At 68.0% G+C, this 15894-nt stretch carries 18 protein-coding genes; 14 read left to right on the forward strand and 4 right to left on the reverse strand.

Annotation, left to right across the window (positions count from 1 at the left end):
• The first annotated feature begins 12 nt into the window (after positions 1-12).
• The 6 genes from ACWEMY_RS02880 (at position 13) to ACWEMY_RS02905 (ending at position 7166) form a co-directional block, all read left to right on the forward strand.
• Complete coding sequence (locus ACWEMY_RS02880; RefSeq protein WP_452388624.1) at positions 13-2556, forward strand: FHA domain-containing protein; 2544 nt, start codon at positions 13-15, stop codon at positions 2554-2556.
• An 82-nt stretch (positions 2557-2638) separates the two neighbouring features.
• Entirely contained in the window at positions 2639-3955 is a 1317-nt protein-coding gene (locus tag ACWEMY_RS02885; protein ID WP_452388625.1) for a hypothetical protein, read from the forward strand.
• Between the two features lie 177 nt (positions 3956-4132).
• Positions 4133-4576 (forward strand): 50S ribosomal protein L13, encoded by a 444-nt coding sequence (gene rplM, locus ACWEMY_RS02890; RefSeq protein WP_022567307.1) that lies wholly within the window; start codon positions 4133-4135, stop codon positions 4574-4576.
• The gene (rpsI, locus tag ACWEMY_RS02895; protein WP_375934447.1) at positions 4573-5091 is read left to right on the forward strand and encodes a 30S ribosomal protein S9; all 519 of its coding nucleotides are present in this window, start codon (positions 4573-4575) and stop codon (positions 5089-5091) included. The genes rplM and rpsI overlap by 4 nt, the downstream gene beginning before the upstream one ends.
• A gap of 165 nt (positions 5092-5256) precedes the next feature.
• Positions 5257-6594 (forward strand): phosphoglucosamine mutase, encoded by a 1338-nt coding sequence (gene glmM / locus ACWEMY_RS02900; protein ID WP_452388626.1) that lies wholly within the window; start codon positions 5257-5259, stop codon positions 6592-6594.
• Between the two features lie 221 nt (positions 6595-6815).
• Entirely contained in the window at positions 6816-7166 is a 351-nt protein-coding gene (locus ACWEMY_RS02905; protein WP_452388627.1) for a hypothetical protein, read from the forward strand.
• Between the two features lie 56 nt (positions 7167-7222).
• Here ACWEMY_RS02905 and ACWEMY_RS02910 read toward each other — a convergent pair whose 3' ends face one another.
• Complete coding sequence (locus ACWEMY_RS02910; protein ID WP_452388628.1) at positions 7223-7648, reverse strand: hypothetical protein; 426 nt, start codon at positions 7646-7648, stop codon at positions 7223-7225.
• A 4-nt stretch (positions 7649-7652) separates the two neighbouring features.
• On the reverse strand, positions 7653-9293 hold the full coding sequence (locus ACWEMY_RS02915) for an ABC-F family ATP-binding cassette domain-containing protein (protein ID WP_452388629.1): 1641 nt from the start codon (positions 9291-9293) through the stop codon (positions 7653-7655).
• Positions 9294-9439: 146 nt separating this feature from the next.
• Here ACWEMY_RS02915 and ACWEMY_RS02920 point away from each other — a divergent pair, with 146 nt between their 5' ends.
• From ACWEMY_RS02920 to ACWEMY_RS02950, 7 genes are all read left to right on the forward strand, one after another.
• Positions 9440-9631 (forward strand): PspC domain-containing protein, encoded by a 192-nt coding sequence (locus ACWEMY_RS02920; protein WP_375934462.1) that lies wholly within the window; start codon positions 9440-9442, stop codon positions 9629-9631.
• Positions 9632-9721: 90 nt separating this feature from the next.
• Positions 9722-10030 carry a DUF6802 family protein gene (locus ACWEMY_RS02925; RefSeq protein ID WP_452388630.1) on the forward strand — a complete coding sequence of 103 codons (309 nt, stop codon included), beginning with the start codon at positions 9722-9724 and terminating at the stop codon, positions 10028-10030.
• Between the two features lie 85 nt (positions 10031-10115).
• Entirely contained in the window at positions 10116-10430 is a 315-nt protein-coding gene (locus ACWEMY_RS02930) for a hypothetical protein (RefSeq protein ID WP_452388631.1), read from the forward strand.
• A 51-nt stretch (positions 10431-10481) separates the two neighbouring features.
• The gene (locus ACWEMY_RS02935; protein ID WP_452388632.1) at positions 10482-12065 is read left to right on the forward strand and encodes a hypothetical protein; all 1584 of its coding nucleotides are present in this window, start codon (positions 10482-10484) and stop codon (positions 12063-12065) included.
• A gap of 25 nt (positions 12066-12090) precedes the next feature.
• Positions 12091-12435, forward strand: coding sequence for a hypothetical protein (locus ACWEMY_RS02940; RefSeq protein WP_452388633.1), 345 nt, complete (start codon positions 12091-12093; stop codon positions 12433-12435).
• 109 nt (positions 12436-12544) lie between these two features.
• The gene (locus tag ACWEMY_RS02945; RefSeq protein WP_452388634.1) at positions 12545-12823 is read left to right on the forward strand and encodes a hypothetical protein; all 279 of its coding nucleotides are present in this window, start codon (positions 12545-12547) and stop codon (positions 12821-12823) included.
• Complete coding sequence (locus tag ACWEMY_RS02950) at positions 12811-13248, forward strand: PIN domain-containing protein (protein ID WP_452388635.1); 438 nt, start codon at positions 12811-12813, stop codon at positions 13246-13248. Before ACWEMY_RS02945 ends, ACWEMY_RS02950 begins: the two co-directional genes overlap by 13 nt.
• A gap of 75 nt (positions 13249-13323) precedes the next feature.
• Here ACWEMY_RS02950 and ACWEMY_RS02955 read toward each other — a convergent pair whose 3' ends face one another.
• A complete protein-coding gene (locus ACWEMY_RS02955) occupies positions 13324-14178 on the reverse strand; it encodes a poly(ethylene terephthalate) hydrolase family protein (protein WP_452388636.1) in 855 nt (284 codons plus the stop codon).
• A gap of 73 nt (positions 14179-14251) precedes the next feature.
• Positions 14252-14653 carry an IS200/IS605 family transposase gene (gene tnpA, locus ACWEMY_RS02960; protein ID WP_452388721.1) on the reverse strand — a complete coding sequence of 134 codons (402 nt, stop codon included), beginning with the start codon at positions 14651-14653 and terminating at the stop codon, positions 14252-14254.
• A 35-nt stretch (positions 14654-14688) separates the two neighbouring features.
• Here tnpA and ACWEMY_RS02965 point away from each other — a divergent pair, with 35 nt between their 5' ends.
• Positions 14689-15852 (forward strand): RNA-guided endonuclease InsQ/TnpB family protein, encoded by a 1164-nt coding sequence (locus tag ACWEMY_RS02965; protein WP_452388637.1) that lies wholly within the window; start codon positions 14689-14691, stop codon positions 15850-15852.
• Positions 15853-15894 lie beyond the last annotated feature (42 nt).

A 15894-nucleotide genomic window follows, 5' to 3' on the forward strand; every position in this document is an offset into this window, starting at 1 on the left:
AGTATCCGCTCCATGTCTTCACCGGGGGCGCAGACCATCACCGTGCGCCATGATGGAACCGAACGAGTCTTCGAAGCGAGCCAGCAGATCACCATGGGCCGGGCGCCCGAGGTCACCCTGTTCGTGGACAGTCCGCTGGTCTCGCGCGTGCACGCCACCCTGCGTTTCCAGAACGGCGCCTGGGTGCTCGCCGACAACGGCAGTACCAACGGCGTCTTCGTCGACGCGCGCAGGCTGAGCCAGCCCGTGTCGATCGACCGTCCCACCCAGGTCCGTCTGGGCGACGCGATCAGCGGTCCGCTGCTGCACCTGGTCCCGGCCGCGCTGGGGTCGCGGCACGCGGCCACCGTGCTCGCACCGCCGTCGCAGCCGCAGTCGGCACCGCAGCAGCAACAGCCCCGCCCACCGCAACGTCCGCAGTTCCCGCCGCCCTCGCGACCGAATCCGCAGGCCCAGCGGCCACAGCAACCGCCGCAGTACGTCCCGACCTCGCAGCTGCCCTCGCAACCGAAGGCGCCGCAGGACAACATCAACATGACCCGCCGCGCCGACTCCTCGATGCTGCCGCCGGTGCGCAAGGCGGCCTCGACCGAACCCGTCGCCCGCGGTGACCGCATTCCCGCCGGCGGCCTGAGTATCGGCCGTACCTCCGACAACCAGATCGTGGTCAACGATCCGCTGGCCTCGCGCAGGCACGCTCGCCTGGTGTCCTCCGCGGAGGGCCTGACCATCGAGGACCTGGGGTCGGCCAACGGCACCTTCGTCAACGGTCACCGTCAGCAGCGCACCGTGCTGCGCGAGCGCGACATCGTCACCATCGGCAACATCGACTTCGTCGTCAACCAGGGCGCGCTGACGCACCGGCAGAAGCCGGTCGCCGAGCTGGGCCTGACGGTGCACGGGGTCGGGTTCACCGTCGAGGGCAACAAGCAGCTGCTCGTCGACGTCAACATGCAGGCCGGCCGCGGCACGCTCACCGCCCTGATCGGCCCCTCGGGCGCGGGCAAGTCGACGTTGTCGAAGCTGATCGCGGGCAATACCCAGCCCTCCGGCGGTGTGGTCACCTTCGAGGGCCGCAACCTGCACGCCGAGTACGAGGCGCTGCGTTCGCGTATCGGCATGGTCCCGCAGGACGACGTGCTGCACCGTCAGCTCACCGTCCGCCAGGCCCTCGGTTTCGCCGCCGAACTGCGGCTGCCGCCCGACACCACCAAAGCCGACCGCCAGCAGGTGATCGACGGCGTGCTGCAGGAGCTCTCGCTCACTCAGCACGCCGACACCCGCGTCGACCGGCTCTCCGGTGGTCAGCGCAAGCGCGCCTCGGTGGCGATGGAGCTGCTCACCGGCCCGTCGCTGCTGATCCTCGACGAGCCCACCTCGGGCCTCGACCCGGCGCTGGACCGCCAGGTCATGCAGATGCTGCGCGAGCTGGCCGACGCCGGTCGCGTGGTGATCGTGGTGACCCACTCGGTGGCCTGCCTGGACATGTGCGACCAGGTGGTGCTGCTGGCCCCCGGCGGCAAGACCGCCTTCGCCGGGCATCCCGGTGGCGTCGGTGCCGCGCTCGGCACCAGTGACTGGGCCGAGATCTTCGCCAATGTGGCGGCCAATCCGGACCAGGCCTTCGCGGCCTATCGCTCCCGCCAGGCCTATGTGCCGCCGCCACCGCCCGCGCCGCCACAGCGCGGCAGCATGGGCGCGCCGCCGCAGTCCAACGGGATGCGGCAGTTCTCCACGCTGGCGCGCAGGCAGTTGCGGCTGATCTTCGCCGACCGCGGCTACCTGGTGTTCCTGGTGGTGCTGCCGTTCATCCTCGGCGCGCTGTCGCTGGTGGTGCCGGGCAAGAACGGTTTCGCCGCGGGCGCGCTCGTCGCCCAGGCCGACGGGTCCTTCGCGCGCTCGGGCGGCAGCGAGACCCAGCAGTTGCTGGTGGTGCTCATCCTCGGCGCCTGCTTCATGGGTGCCACGCTGAGCGTGCGTGATCTGGTCGGTGAGCGGTCGATCTTCCAGCGCGAACGCGCGGTCGGGCTGATGCCCTCGGCGTATCTGCTGGCCAAGATCGCGGTGTTCAGCGTGGTCGCGTTCCTGCAGTCGGCGGTGCTGATCGGCATCACCCTGGTCGGCAAGAAGCCGCCGGGTGCGGGCTCGCTGATCCCGAACGGCAGCATCGAGCTGTACATCGACATCGCGATGACCGCGGTGTGCTGTGTGGTGTTCGGTCTGCTGATGTCGAGTCTGGCCAAGTCCAACGAGCAGGTCATGCCGATGCTCGTGGTGATGATCATGGTGCAGCTGGTGATGGCCGGTGGCCTGATCCCGGTGACCGACCGCGTCGGCCTCGAGCAGGTGTCCTACCTGTTCCCGGCCCGCTGGGGTTACGCCGCCGGTGCCTCGACCGTCGACCTGACGACGATCTTCTGGGGCGCCCAGGACGACCCGCTCTGGAAGCACACCATCGGCATCTGGATCCTCGACATCGTGATGGTCGTCGTGATCACCGCGGTACTGGCCGCGATCACCTGGACGCGCCTGCGGCTGAAGAAGTCCCAGGCATGAGCGAGGCGGGCATGAGGCAGGTCAGAGGGCTATCCGCGGGCACGCTGCGCGTGTCGTGCGCCGACCGGGCACACTTGAGCCTGTGACCGTTCGAGTTGGCGCCCTGCACCTGGGGTGGGATGTGGTGTCCGTCGCCGCCGGTGGCGGAGACACGCCGATCCGCCCGGTTCAGGTCGAGGGCACCTATACCCCGCCTGCCTATCTGCTCGCCGACGCGGCGGGCAGGCTGCACACCGCCGGTGTCGACCGGCAGCGACCCGACCTGGGGATGGCGATCGCCGACGTGCGCGACATCCTCGGGCACCCGCAGATCGTGATCGCCGGGGCGACCTGGCCCGCCGAACTGGTGTTCCGGGCCCGGCTCTACAACCCGCTGGCCGCGATCGGCAAGTACCTGCGCGGCAAGCCGCAGCTGGTGGCGCTGCCGTATCCGGACAGCTGGCCGGAGGAGAAGGTCGAGGTGTACGCGGCGCTGGTCGAGCAGCTCGACGTCACCGTCGAACCGCTGCCGGAGAGCGTCGCGCTGTCGGGCTACGTGCGGGCGCTGGGGCTGGTGCAGCCGCCGAGCGAGCGGCACCGCACCGGCGTCGGCGCCACCGGCGTGTACTCCGACGGCCGCACGCTGCTGGTGGTCGCGGTGCACGGCGACGACGAGCAGCCCACCGAGTCGGTGGAGGTCGCGGTGAGCGCCGAGGCACTGCGCGACGCCCGCTCCGCCGACAATGTGGTGATCGAGGCCATGGCCGCGGCCCGTTCCATCGGCGCCGACACCTCGACGGTGCTGCTGGCGGGCAATGTCTGCTTCAACGACGCGCTGCGGCTGGCCTTCCAGAACCACCTCGGCCAGCGGCTGCACGTGGCCGATCATCCGATGCACGCGCTGGTGCTCGGCGCCGCGCATCTGCTGGTCACCGAGCCGTTCGACGAGGACGAGTACGAGGAACCCCAGCACCCCGGCGCGGCCTACGCCGCCCAGGTGGGCTGGGGCGCGCAGCCCTCGGCGCCGCCCGCGGCCCAACCGCCGGGCCCGGCCGGTTTCGTGGCGGGTCCGCCCGCGCAGCCGCCGCACAGCGCCCCCCGGCACGCCCTCGACGACGAGGACGACCGCCGCGGCAAGCTCATCGGCAAGGTGAAGAAGGGCTTCTTCGGTGCCCCGGCGGTGGCGGGCGCGCTCGCCCTGGCCGCGACCGGCTGGCAGGCCGAGGTGGTCACGGCCGCCGACGCGAGCACCTGCGCGTTCACCCCGTACGCGAACACCGTCCCGCCGGAGGGCATCGCCACCGCGGGCGCCACCCTGATCGGTGACCGCGCCTGCGTGGCCCCCGGCATCGACACCCTGCGCTACCTGATCCCCGGCACCGCGGGCGCGACCGACCCCGGACCGCCGGTGGTCATCTAGCCGCTCGCCCGATTGTGGGTCGGTGATGCGCGACTGGTATCGTGGCTCGCTGGCGTGTGGAACGCCGAACCGTTCGCGGATCGGCGTCTCCTCGAAGTCCCGGGTCTCCACCAGCCGCCGGGGCAGTGTCGATCCACACCCGTGGCTGGCAACACCGACGACAGACAGGGAACGACTGTGCCTACGTACAGCCCCAAGGCGGGTGACGTCACCCGCAAGTGGTACGTCATCGACGCCACTGACGTAGTCCTCGGCCGTCTCGCCGTGCAGGCCGCTGGCCTGCTGCGCGGCAAGGGCAAGCCGACCTACGCACCCCACGTCGATGGTGGCGACTTCGTCATCATCATCAACGCGGACAAGGTTGCCATCTCCGGCAACAAGAAGCAGGACAAGCTCATCCACCACCACAGCGGACACCCGGGCGGCCTCAAGTCGCGCACTGTCGGCGAGGTGTTGGCGACCCGTCCCGATCGTCTCGTGGAGAAGGCCGTCAAGGGCATGATCCCGAAGAACAAGCTGGGTAACGCGATCGCGGGCAAGCTGAAGGTCTACGCAGGCCCGAACCACCCCCACGCCGCGCAGCAGCCGGTTCCGTTCGAGATCAAGCAGGTGGCCCAGTGACCGCTCCTGAAGAGTTCGCCAACGAAGAGTTCGACGTGGCCGAAGAGGCCGTCGTCGAGGTCGTGGAAGACGGCGAAGGCTACGAAGCCGAGTACGTCGAAGAGACCGAGTTCGCGCCGATCGTGATCGATCGCCCGGTGCAGACCGTCGGCCGCCGTAAGGAAGCCGTCGTCCGCGTGCGCCTGGTGCCCGGTTCGGGCAACTTCGAGCTCAACGGCCGCTCCATCGAGGACTACTTCCCGAACAAGGTGCACCAGCAGCTCGTGAAGTCCCCGCTGGTCACCGTCGAGCGGGTCGAGTCCTTCGACATCTACGCTCGCCTGGTCGGTGGCGGCCCGTCGGGTCAAGCGGGCGCTCTGCGCCTGGCCATCGCCCGCGCGCTGATCGAGGTCACCCCGGAGGATCGCCCCGCGCTCAAGCGTGCCGGCTTCCTGACGCGTGACCCGCGTGCCACCGAGCGCAAGAAGTACGGCCTCAAGAAGGCCCGTAAGGCGCCTCAGTACTCGAAGCGCTGATTTACGCACTGCCGGCCACGGTCGTTCGCATACCCTGGGTATGCTCCCCGCGAGAGCGGGGCTGAGCCACGGTCGGCGGCGCACGTGTGCGAGAGCAGGCTGCCAGCACCGCTGGTCGCCTGCTCTCGTGCTGTATACGGGGACCTACTACCAGTAGAGGGTTTTATGGGACGGCTGTTCGGTACCGACGGTGTTCGTGGACTCGCCAACGAATCGTTGAGCCCGGAACTGGCGATGCGTGTCGCCGGTGCGGCGGCGCAGGTGCTCTCGCGCGGCAAGAAGCGCGCGGTCGCCGTGGTGGGCCGCGATCCGCGCGCCAGCGGCGAGATGCTCGAAGCGGCGGTGACCGCGGGCCTGACCTCGGCCGGTGTCGACGTGCTCTCGGTGGGCGTGCTGCCCACCCCGGCCGTGGCCTACCTGACCGGCCTCTACGACGCATGCTTCGGCGTGATGATCTCCGCCTCGCACAACCCCATGCCCGACAACGGGATCAAGATCTTCGCTGCGGGCGGGCACAAGCTCGACGACGCGGTGGAACAGCGCATCGAGGCCCTGATCACCGAGGGCGTCACCGTGCGCCCCACCGGCGCGGGCATCGGCCGGGTGCGCGGTGACTACACCGTCGAGGGCACCCACGAACGCTATGTCGAGCACCTGCTCGAATCCACCGGCCAGGATCTGTCCGGGCTCACCGTCGTGGTCGACTGCGCGCACGGCGCGGCCGCCGAGGTGGCCCCGCAGGTCTACCGGGAGGCGGGCGCGACGGTGATCGCGATCAACGCCGAACCCACCGGTCTCAACATCAACGACGGCTGCGGCTCCACCCACCTGGACGCGGTGCGGCGCGCGGTCCGCGAGCACGGTGCCGACCTGGGCATCGCCCTCGACGGCGACGCCGACCGCTGCCTGGCCGTCGACGCCGCGGGCGAGATCGTCGACGGTGACGCCATCATGGCCGTGCTGGCGCTGGCCATGCGCGAATCCGGCGAGTTGGTCGGCGACACCCTCGTCGCCACCGTGATGAGCAATCTCGGCCTGCACATCGCCCTGCGCGCCGCCGGGATCAGCGTCATCACCGCCGCCGTGGGCGACCGCTACGTGCTCGAGGAACTGCGCCGCGGCGGATACAGCCTCGGTGGCGAGCAGTCCGGGCACGTGGTGTTCCCGCGCTACGGCACCACCGGTGACGGTGTGCTCACCGGCCTGCGGCTGATGGCGCGGATGGCCCAGACCCGCCGCACCCTGGCCGAGCTGGCCTCGATCATGACCACCGTGCCGCAGGTGCTGGTGAACGTGCCGGTCAGCGACAAGGCCGCCGTGGCCGCGGCGCCCGAGGTGCGCGAGGCGGTCGCCGAGGCGGAGCGGATTCTCGGCGAGACGGGCCGGGTCCTGTTGCGGCCCAGCGGAACCGAACAGCTGGTGCGGGTGATGGTGGAGGCCACCGATCCCGAGCAGGCGCATCAGCTCGCCGACGATCTGGCCAAGCGGGTCGCGGCCGTCTGACCTGATCCGGCCGGCGTCGTCGTGCGTTCTGTCGCGTCGCGCGCGTGATATCGATCGGGCGCGGCCGGATCGCACGCTGACGCCAGTCGACCCGGTGGCGTGTCCGGGCATGCCCATCTACTATCGGCGTACGCCATCAGGACCTGTGTGCTCGTGGCGCGTGTGCTGCTAGGCGCAGGCGGATGATTTGGCGCGCAGCACTATTCGAAGGGGGACGGGTCATGCTGCCTGCTCGCAACTACGGTGGTCAGTACTACGAGTACGGCGAGGCCGACCAGCCGCACCGCTGCGGCGGCGCCTGCGGTCGACCCGGCTGCCGGGATGTGCCGCAGGGCTATTCGCACACCGTGCCGATCCGCGACGAGGGCTACGGCCAGCAGTTCTACGAGCTGGCGCCCGCGCAGCCGCCGCGCACCAGCCAGGCCCCGCCCCGGGTTCCGCGCTCGCGTTCGCTCATCACGGTCGTCGTGGTCCTGCTGACCACCGCGCTGGCGGGCCTGATCGGCGCCAAGCTCGGTTCCGATGTCGACCTGTTCGGCGCCCCGGAACCGGTTGTGGTGCAAACATTCTGACCACAGGCCGGCGGCACTGCGCCGTGGGCTGACCCCGCTGCGTTCGGCTTTCGAGCTCAGAACTGGCCGACGAGGAAACCGGTGAACAGCACGAGGAAGCCGCCGACCTCACCCACGATCAGCCCGTACATGGACAGCCGCAGCGCGGTTGGGACCTCCCCGGCGAACTGATCGGTGGTATCGCGACGCGCACCGTGCAGGACATAGCTGGCGATGGCGCCGGCGAAGAACGCCAGCACCACCAGATCCGCGATCAGGTTCACCGCCGTCGGCCAGGCACTGAGCTCGGTGAACACCGCGAGCAACACCCCGGCGAAGGAGTACATCAGCGCCGCGCGGTGCGCGATGTCGACATACACGTGCGCCGCGCCGGTCGGCGAGGTGCGGATGCCGTGGTATTTCCACACCCCCAGCAGCAGGGCGCTGAGGAAGATCAGCCCGGTGACGAGCAAGGTGAGACGGGTATCGATCCCCAGGTCCATCGTTCTATCCTTCGGTGAGCGTGCCCGCGGCCATGTGCCAGCGGCGGGTCGCGCGAACAGAATCCAGCATGCGGCGGTCGTGCGTCACCAGAATCAGCGTGCCGGTGAAGGATTCGACGGCCTGTTCGAGCTGCTCGATGGCGGGCAGATCCAGGTGGTTGGTCGGTTCGTCCAGGACGAGCAGGTTCACCCCGCGCGCCTGCAGCAGCGCCAGCGCGGCCCGGGTGCGCTCGCCGGGGGACAGGGTGTCGCAGGCCCGGGTGACGTGCGGGCCGCGCAGGCCGAATTTCGCCAGTAGCGTGCGCACGTCGGCGTCGGGCCAGTCGGGCATGGCGGCGCCGAAGGTGTCGGCCAGCGATTCCGGTCCGCGGAACAGCCCGCGCGCCTGATCGACCTCGCCGATCCGGACGCCGGAACCCAGTGCGGCAGTGCCGGAATCGGGGACGATCTTGCCCAGCAGCACCCCGAGCAGGGTCGACTTGCCCGAGCCGTTGGCGCCGGTGAGCACGATCCGGTCGGCCCAGTCGATCTGGGTGGTGACCGGGCCGAGGGTGAACTCGCCGCGGCGCACCACCGCGTTCGCCGCCGTGGCCACCACCGCGCCGCTGCGGGGCGCGGTCGCGATCTCCATCCGCAGCTCCCACTCCTTGCGCGGCTCCTCGACCACGTCGAGCCGTTCGATCCGGCGCTGGGTCTGGCGGGCCTTGGCGGCCTGCTTCTCGGTGGACTCCGCGCGGGTCTTGCGGCCCATCTTGTCCGAGTCGCCCTTGCCCTTGCGGCGGGCGTTGCGCACGCCGTGCTCGAGCCAGTTGCGCTGCATCTGCGCGCGCGCCTCCAAACCCGCCTTGGTGTCGGCGAATTCGTCGTAGGCCTCGCGGGCGTGCCTGCGCGCGATCTCCCGCTCGGCCAGATACGCCTCGTACCCGCCGTCGTAGAGACCCACCTGCTGCTGGGCCAGATCCAGCTCCAGCACCTGATTCACGGTGCGCGCCAGGAACTCCCGGTCGTGGCTGATCACCATCAGCGGCACCCGCACGCCCGCGACGAAGCGTTCCAGCCGGTCCAGGCCGTCCAGATCGAGATCGTTGGTCGGTTCGTCGAGCAGCAGGATGTCGAAGCGCGACAACAACACCGAGGCCAGACCCGCCCGCGCGGCCTGCCCGCCGGACAGTCCCGTCATCGGCGTGGCCAGCCCGCTCGCCAGCCCGTCGGTGAGCCCCAGATCCGCGGCCACCTCCTCGGCCCGCTGGTCCAGATCGGCCCCGCCCAGCGCCAGCCAGTGCTCGAGCGCGGGGGAGTAGTCGTCGTCCCCGCCCTCGCCGAGCCGCACGGCCGCGTCGTCCATCACCCGCTGCGCCTGCGCGACACCGGTGCGCCGGGCCAGGAATTCCAGCACCGTCTCGCCCTCGATCCGCTCCGGCTCCTGCGCCAGATACCCGACCGTCGCGTCCGGCGGGCTCAACGTGATCGCGCCCTCGCCCGGCGACCGCTGCGCCAGCATCCGCAGCAACGTCGACTTGCCCGCGCCGTTCACCCCGACCAGCCCGATCACATCGCCGGGAGCGAGGGTGAAATCGAGGTCGGCGAACAAGGTCCGCTCGGCATGGCCCGCGGACAGACCGGTCGCTTGCAAGGTGGCACTCACCGCCATGATTCTGCCTGTCTCGGGGTGCGACCCTGAGGCCGGGGCGCGCGGAAATCAGGGTGCGTATCGGTCCTGCTACCGATGCGGCCGCCACCCACCGCGCGGCACAGTGGAGTCATCACCCGCTCCACAGGAAGGCGCCCATCATGACCGCCCCCGCCCGCCGCTTCACCCGTTCGACCAGCGACTCCTGGATCGCAGGCGTCTGCGGTGGGATCGCGGAGTACTTCGGCTGGAACGCCAACGTCGTCCGCCTGCTCTTCGTCCTGTCCTGCCTGCTGCCCGGCCCCCAGTTCCTGCTCTACCTGGTGCTGTGGCTGATCATGCCGAAGAAGTAGGGCCCGAACTTCCCGCGGGCTGCTCGCGGATGACAGGATGGTGGGTAATCCGCCGCCGTCATCCGCGAGTTTTCCGTTTGAGGAGGAGTCATGGTCACCTCGGGCGACATCCCCGGCCTCGGCCTGCCCGATATCGACGCCCACTCGCCACTGAGCGACCTCGGCCCCGTCGAACTGCACCATCCCAGCCAGGACCTCGACGGTGACGGTGTCGTCGACTCGATCACCGACACCACCCCCGACTCGACCAGCATCTGGTCCGACTACGACCACGACGGCTTCGCCGACCACGTCACCGTCGTCGAGGGCGACGGCGACTACGCGGCCTGGGAGTACCACCGCCACCCCGACGGAACCTCGGAGTGGCGCCGAACCGATTCGGGCAATCTCGGCGAGTAATTTTTCCGAATCCATGGAACCTGGTGGCGGCGGGCCGCGTCCAAGTGAGTAGCTGCGCTTCGGCGCTGAACAGAGGGAGGGAGAAGTGGGCGATCAGGTAACAGTCGATCCGACGACCCTGCGTAACGCCGGATCGAACTTGAAGGCCTCGGCGGCCGACATCGGAACCTATACCGCCGACATCAAGGGGTGGTCCTTCACTGCCGCACAGGCGGGCGGGAACTACGGTGCGGAGGGGACGAAGGTCGGGGGCGTGATCGGTAAGGTAGAGACCTGGCTGAAGAACTGGCAGACCGCGATCGACAAGACGGGCGCTCAGTTCACCACCAGCGCGGATACCTACGCGACGGTCGATGACGCCAACGTGAAGAAGATCACCGCGGCCGGGGTCAATCTGTGATGAGGGCGATTTCTTCGGAAGCCCGCCCAGTCGGGGGAGGGGGAGACATCGATGGCTGAGACTCCGGTATTCGAGAATATCCCCAGCGACGGTAGCGCAGACGACATGCTGGATATCGGTGCGGAAGGCTTGCAATATTTCGTGCAGTATCTGCCGCGCTATCAAAATGCGGTCAAATACACGAGGATAGCCTCAGGGTACAAGCCGGAACTCATCGATGCCGACATGGACAAGCTGATCTATGCGCGGTACGACACCGAGCGTGGAATGGACATCGAGGCAATAGATCGGATGTCGTCCGCCCTGACGAAGGTCATGTCGAAGCTGCCGGGTGAGATCGACGAGCAGCGACGGCAGCTGTCCGCACTGCCCACGATTTGGCAGGGTCAAGCTGGTGACGCTGCGTTCAATATGCTCAACGCTCAGGTAACTCGAGCCGAGCAAGATCGTATCGACGCCGCGACGGTCTCGCTGGAACTCAGTTACGTCGCCATCGCGCTACGTAATGCGGTGCGGCACAAGGCGGTGACAGTCCAGAGCTTCTGGGCGTCCAACATGCCCGATATCCCCCAGCAGGACGGTAACGGGCTGGGTCGCACCGCAATCGACTCTTTGATCGACAGTGTCAGGTACTACGACGACGAAGTCGCCAAAGAATGGCTGACGAAGACATTCATCCCCCATGTCGACGCGACGTACGACAAATTTGTTCAACTGTGCAAAGAAGTCGATACCGAGGTCCGTCGCGTGTACGGCGTGCTCGTCGAAGCCTTGAACGGGCTCGACACTGCGGCGTATCCGATGCCGCAGGAGGCGAGCAAGCCGCAGACGGTCAAACCGACCGGTGAAACGCCCTCGGGTGAGACACCTTCCGGCGGTACTCCGTCGACCGACACCCCATCGACGGACACGTCGACGAAACCGGCCACAACGACCGATGACGACGACGACAAAGACGATGACAAGAACGACGACGACAAGGATGATGACGACACCGACATCACCGACATCGCCGATACGATCAGCGATGTCGTCTCCGATCTGACATCCCTGGTTTCGTCGGTCAGTCAGCTCGAATCACTCGTCACGACCACCGCGGAAACCTTGAGCGCAGGCTTGACTTCGCTCGGTACCACGATCCAGGAGGGCTTCGACTCGCTGTCGAGCCAGCTGAGCAGCCTGATGTCCGGTGGCGCGACGTTCGACGTCAACGGGACACAGGTGAGCATCGGAACCGACGCCGACGGGCAGTTGACGATGACCACCACCGACGCCAACGGCACCACCCACGAGTATGGGGTGAAGCTCGACGAGAACGGTGTGCCGGTGGTCACCGACGATCAGACAACCGGTGACATCGGCACGGGCACACCGGAAACGGGCACCGGCCAGGGCCCCGCGGGTCTCGACGAAGGGGATGGTGGAACGTCGTCGGAGACGACTGCCAACCCGACCGGGTCGCTCAACGCCAAGGGCACTGCTGCGGAACACGCGCCGAACCAGCCCTGGGGTGGCTCGGCTGTGTCGTCGGAAGACGAAGCCGACGGCGAACACTGGTCGGGTGACTATCCCGCTGTCCCGCAGGTCGATCCGGGTGATTCCGGGGCCGAACTGGCAGAGGCCGGACCGCTATGAGTTACCGAGCTGAGAGGACTGGCTCATGAGTCGATCGAAGATCGAAGAGGGAGCGTACGAGTTCCTTCGCCGCGTCCAGATCCTGGACGACGAGTACGACGCGATGCGGAGCAGTCTCGCTGTCCACAACGGGCACGAGATCCTCGCCGATATCCAAGCGGCCCGCGAACGCGAAGCGGCCGAGGCCGCGGAGCGCGAGCGGCTCGAAGCCGAGGAACGCGAGCGCCAGGAAGCCGAGGCCAGGGAGCAGCAAGATGCGATCGCGCGGTCGATCGCTGCCCGCAAGGCCAACAACTACGCGGCTCCCTTGGACGGAGACGATTACGACCCCGAGGGCGAATACTATCGCCGCAACAGCTGGCTGGTCTGAGGCGTCACTCCGGCCAGTGGAATTCGAGCTGGATGGCGACGGTCGCCAGGCTCTGCCAGCGCAGGCAAGAACTGTACAGATCTGTACGGTTTTGCCGTAGCCTGATGCTATGACGACGATCAGGGCCGAAGAGACGCGTCTTCCCCGCCGGGCGAAGGAAGCGGTCGACCGGCATGAGCGGGTCGTGGTGCTCAGCCACGACCGCCCTGCCTACGTCATCGTCCATCCCGACGAGTTCCCGGAGGCCGGTCGTCGGCGCGGGCGTTCCATGCGCGAGGCGTTGCGGCTGCTCACGTCGGCCGCGACGCCCGACCCTGAGTTCGGTGACGACCTGGAAGCTGTCCGTGACGCGGTAGGCCAGCTGCCGGAGGACCCGTGGGAACGCTGATCGACACGTCGGTCTTCATCGACCTCGAGCGGGCGCATACGCGTAGGGGAGGGTCCGACTTCGGCGAGGTCGCGCACGAGCTGGCGGAGCAGATCGGTGTCGATCAAGACGTGGCGATGTCGTCGGTGACGGCATCGGAGCTTCTGCACGGTGTCCATCGCGCCAAACCCGAATTCCGAGCTCGGCGTGAGGCTTTCGTGGAAATGGCGATCGCCGCGTTCCCTCCACAGCCCTTCGACCTGCTGGCTGCGCGAATCCGTGCCGGGGTATGGGCCGACCTCGCCGGTCGAGGTCAGGAGATCGGTGCCCACGACGTACTCATTGCCGCCACTGCGATGAGTATCGGATGGCGGGTGGCCACCGCGAACACACGCCACTTCGAGCGGATTCCCGGCCTGGAAGTCCGTACGGTGCGTTTCAGCTGAGGTGGAATCGGTCGCGGCTGCTCGACGACTGTTTCATATCGCTGGATTGTGCCGTACCACCTGTCCATGGCGGAGCTACCCGCGGATGAGTTTGGCGACCGTGCCGATGGAGAGTTTGGGGGCTTCCACTTCGACCTCGGCGGTCGGGTCGATGACCGCCGTGTGCGGGATCTCCGCGGTGGGGTCGGCGAAGGCGGCGTAGGTCTTGTCGCCGAGGAGGGTGTTGAGGAGGTAGCCGGTGAGGAGGGCTCGGGTGGCCCTCTCGGTTTTGTGTTCGTAGCGGCCGGCGCCGAGGGCGGCGAAGAGGCGGCGGCCTTCGACGATGCCGTTGTGGGAGGCGCCGTCGATGCGGCGCAGCAGCGACGGGCCCGCCCAGGCGGCGGCGAGGGCGCGGGCATCGGAGCTGACCGAGTCGAGGTCGTCACCGGTCAGGATCAGGCCGGGCGTGTCGAGGTCGGGGGCGATGTTCTGGGCGGCGGGGGAGGTCGGCGCGGGGAACAGGGCCGCGACGGCGGCGACGCGGCGCTGGGCGGCGGCGATGACGGCCGCGCCCGCGCCCATGCCGTGCCCGGCCAGGGCCAGGCGGTCGGGGCGCACGCTGATGGTGCCGTCACCGAGGCGCACCTTGCTGACGATGTCGAGCGTGGTGAGCAGGTCGGTGCCCAGATCCAGGTGTGACGGGATCGGGCCGCGCTCGGTGTCGGGCGCCGCGACCACGAAACCCCAGGACGCGACATGCTCGAGCAGGCCCTTGTAGTTCTCGGCGCTGGTCAGCCAGCCGTGCGCGAACGCGACAGCGGGCAGGTTCAGCCCGGACTCGGGCGTGTACACCACACCCGGCTGGCCCGCGATCCCCAGATTTCCCCGCAACACCCGGTGGGGGCCACGCGCGGACAGGGTGCTGACGAGTGACTTCACCGACGCTGACACGCCATGAAGAGTATCCGATTCCGGTGAGCTGCAAGGAGGCCGAGGTTCACCGAGGTGAGGTGCCGGATATCACTCACGCGTGGCGTTGATCCGCGACGTACTGCTCGACGGATCCCTGCGCGGCATCTCCGACGGTGGCAACGAAGTACGAGTTCGTCCACAGCGTCGGGATGCGGGATTTGACCTGTGGGAACTCTTGTCGGAGGGCACGTGAGGTTCGGGCTTTGATCTGTTTGACCAGTCGGTGTATGCCGAACTGGGGATCGCACGACACGAACAAGCGCACCTGGTCGGGGCGGATCTCCATCGCGTGGATCGGCGCATCGCGTTCGGTGCAGACCTCCAGAGCGATGTGGCGCAGGCGCGCGTCGGCACCGTCTTCGAGGACGTCCCTTCGATACTTCGTGCACCACACGACCTGGTACGTGCATCGGTAAACCACGTTCTTGTTGGATCTGATTTCGTCGGTACCCAGCACGCCCGAAATATATAGCATTGAGGTGTATAGTCATGTGGGTGCAGAGGGTCGCGCGGTACACCTATCGTCTGCGTCCCGGCGCGACGGCGGAGCGGGCACTTGTCGCCGAATGGCACCGATGCCGGTTCCTGTGGAATGAAGCCGTGCACCAACAGCGCGAAGGTCGCAGGCCGACCAGGGCAAAGCTCGGAAAGTTGTTGACTGCCGCACGATCGGCGAACTCGTGGCTTCGTGAGGGCTCACAGAATGCTCAAGCTGGTGTTCTGAACACCTACGTCGTTGCGCTGGAGCGCTCGTTCAAGGTCAAAGGGTGCGGCAGGCCCGGCCACAAGAAGCGAACGACGGCGTATCCGTCACTGGAGTACACCCGCAACGGGTTCGGCATCGCGGACCGTCGGCTGCGATTGCCGAAAGGGGTGACGATTCCTGTTGTGTGGTCGCGCGAGTTGCCGTCAGAACCGAGCTCGGTGCGGGTGTACCGGGACTCTCTCGGCCATTGGTATGCCTCATTCGTTGTTCGGCGCGGTGTCGCTCCGCTTCCGGCCGCCTCGGGACGGGTCGGAATCGACTGGGGTGTGTCCACGACAGCCACCACAACGAATCCGGCGCACGATCTGCCATTCGGCGGGCACCGGCGTCGCTGTGCGTCCGAGTTGGCGAAGCTGCAGCGACGAATGTCGAGACGTCGGCGGCCGCGGGGTGTCGCGCCGTCGAACGGTTACAGGCGTGCGCGTCGTGACGTTGCGAAGCTGCATAAGCGCGCATCCCGGCAGAACACCCACGAGGCCCGTGTCTGGGCCAAGCGCCTCGTCGCCGATCACCAGTTCATCGCCGTCGAAGACTTCAAGCCGAAGTTCCTGGCGAAGTCGACGATGGCGCGAAAAGCCGCGGATGCCGCAATCGGTGCTGCGAAGCGCGAGCTGATAGACCGAGCCGAGCGGGCCGGGCGAACGGTGGTGATCGTTGCGCCCGCCTTCACGACTATGACGTGCCACCGTTGTTTCGCAAGAACCACGCAGCGACTGCGGCTCGCCGAACGAACTTTCTCGTGCCGATCCTGCGGTTTGATCTGCGGAAGAGACCAGAACGCTGCCAGGACGATCCTGGCTGTGGCAGAACGGGGCCACACCAGTGTCGACGACGTAAGTCACGAGTCCGTGGCTCCCTTCGGGGACCGCGGCTCGCCTGCAGTCTGAGCTGGAGATCCCGTGGCGTCTGCCGCAGGGAGCCGTTAAAGA

It is taken from the genome of Nocardia sp. NPDC004415 (genome assembly GCF_053602435.1).

Coding starts and splice junctions, on each gene's coding strand:
- ACWEMY_RS02880 (WP_452388624.1), top strand. CDS start 13: ATGTCTTCACCGGGGGCGCAGACCATCACCGTGCGCCATGATGGAACC.
- glmM (WP_452388626.1), top strand. CDS start 5,257: ATGGGACGGCTGTTCGGTACCGACGGTGTTCGTGGACTCGCCAACGAA.
- ACWEMY_RS02905 (WP_452388627.1), top strand. CDS start 6,816: ATGCTGCCTGCTCGCAACTACGGTGGTCAGTACTACGAGTACGGCGAG.
- ACWEMY_RS02910 (WP_452388628.1), bottom strand. CDS start 7,648: ATGGACCTGGGGATCGATACCCGTCTCACCTTGCTCGTCACCGGGCTG.
- ACWEMY_RS02920 (WP_375934462.1), top strand. CDS start 9,440: ATGACCGCCCCCGCCCGCCGCTTCACCCGTTCGACCAGCGACTCCTGG.
- ACWEMY_RS02925 (WP_452388630.1), top strand. CDS start 9,722: ATGGTCACCTCGGGCGACATCCCCGGCCTCGGCCTGCCCGATATCGAC.
- ACWEMY_RS02935 (WP_452388632.1), top strand. CDS start 10,482: ATGGCTGAGACTCCGGTATTCGAGAATATCCCCAGCGACGGTAGCGCA.
- ACWEMY_RS02940 (WP_452388633.1), top strand. CDS start 12,091: ATGAGTCGATCGAAGATCGAAGAGGGAGCGTACGAGTTCCTTCGCCGC.
- ACWEMY_RS02945 (WP_452388634.1), top strand. CDS start 12,545: ATGACGACGATCAGGGCCGAAGAGACGCGTCTTCCCCGCCGGGCGAAG.
- ACWEMY_RS02965 (WP_452388637.1), top strand. CDS start 14,689: ATGTGGGTGCAGAGGGTCGCGCGGTACACCTATCGTCTGCGTCCCGGC.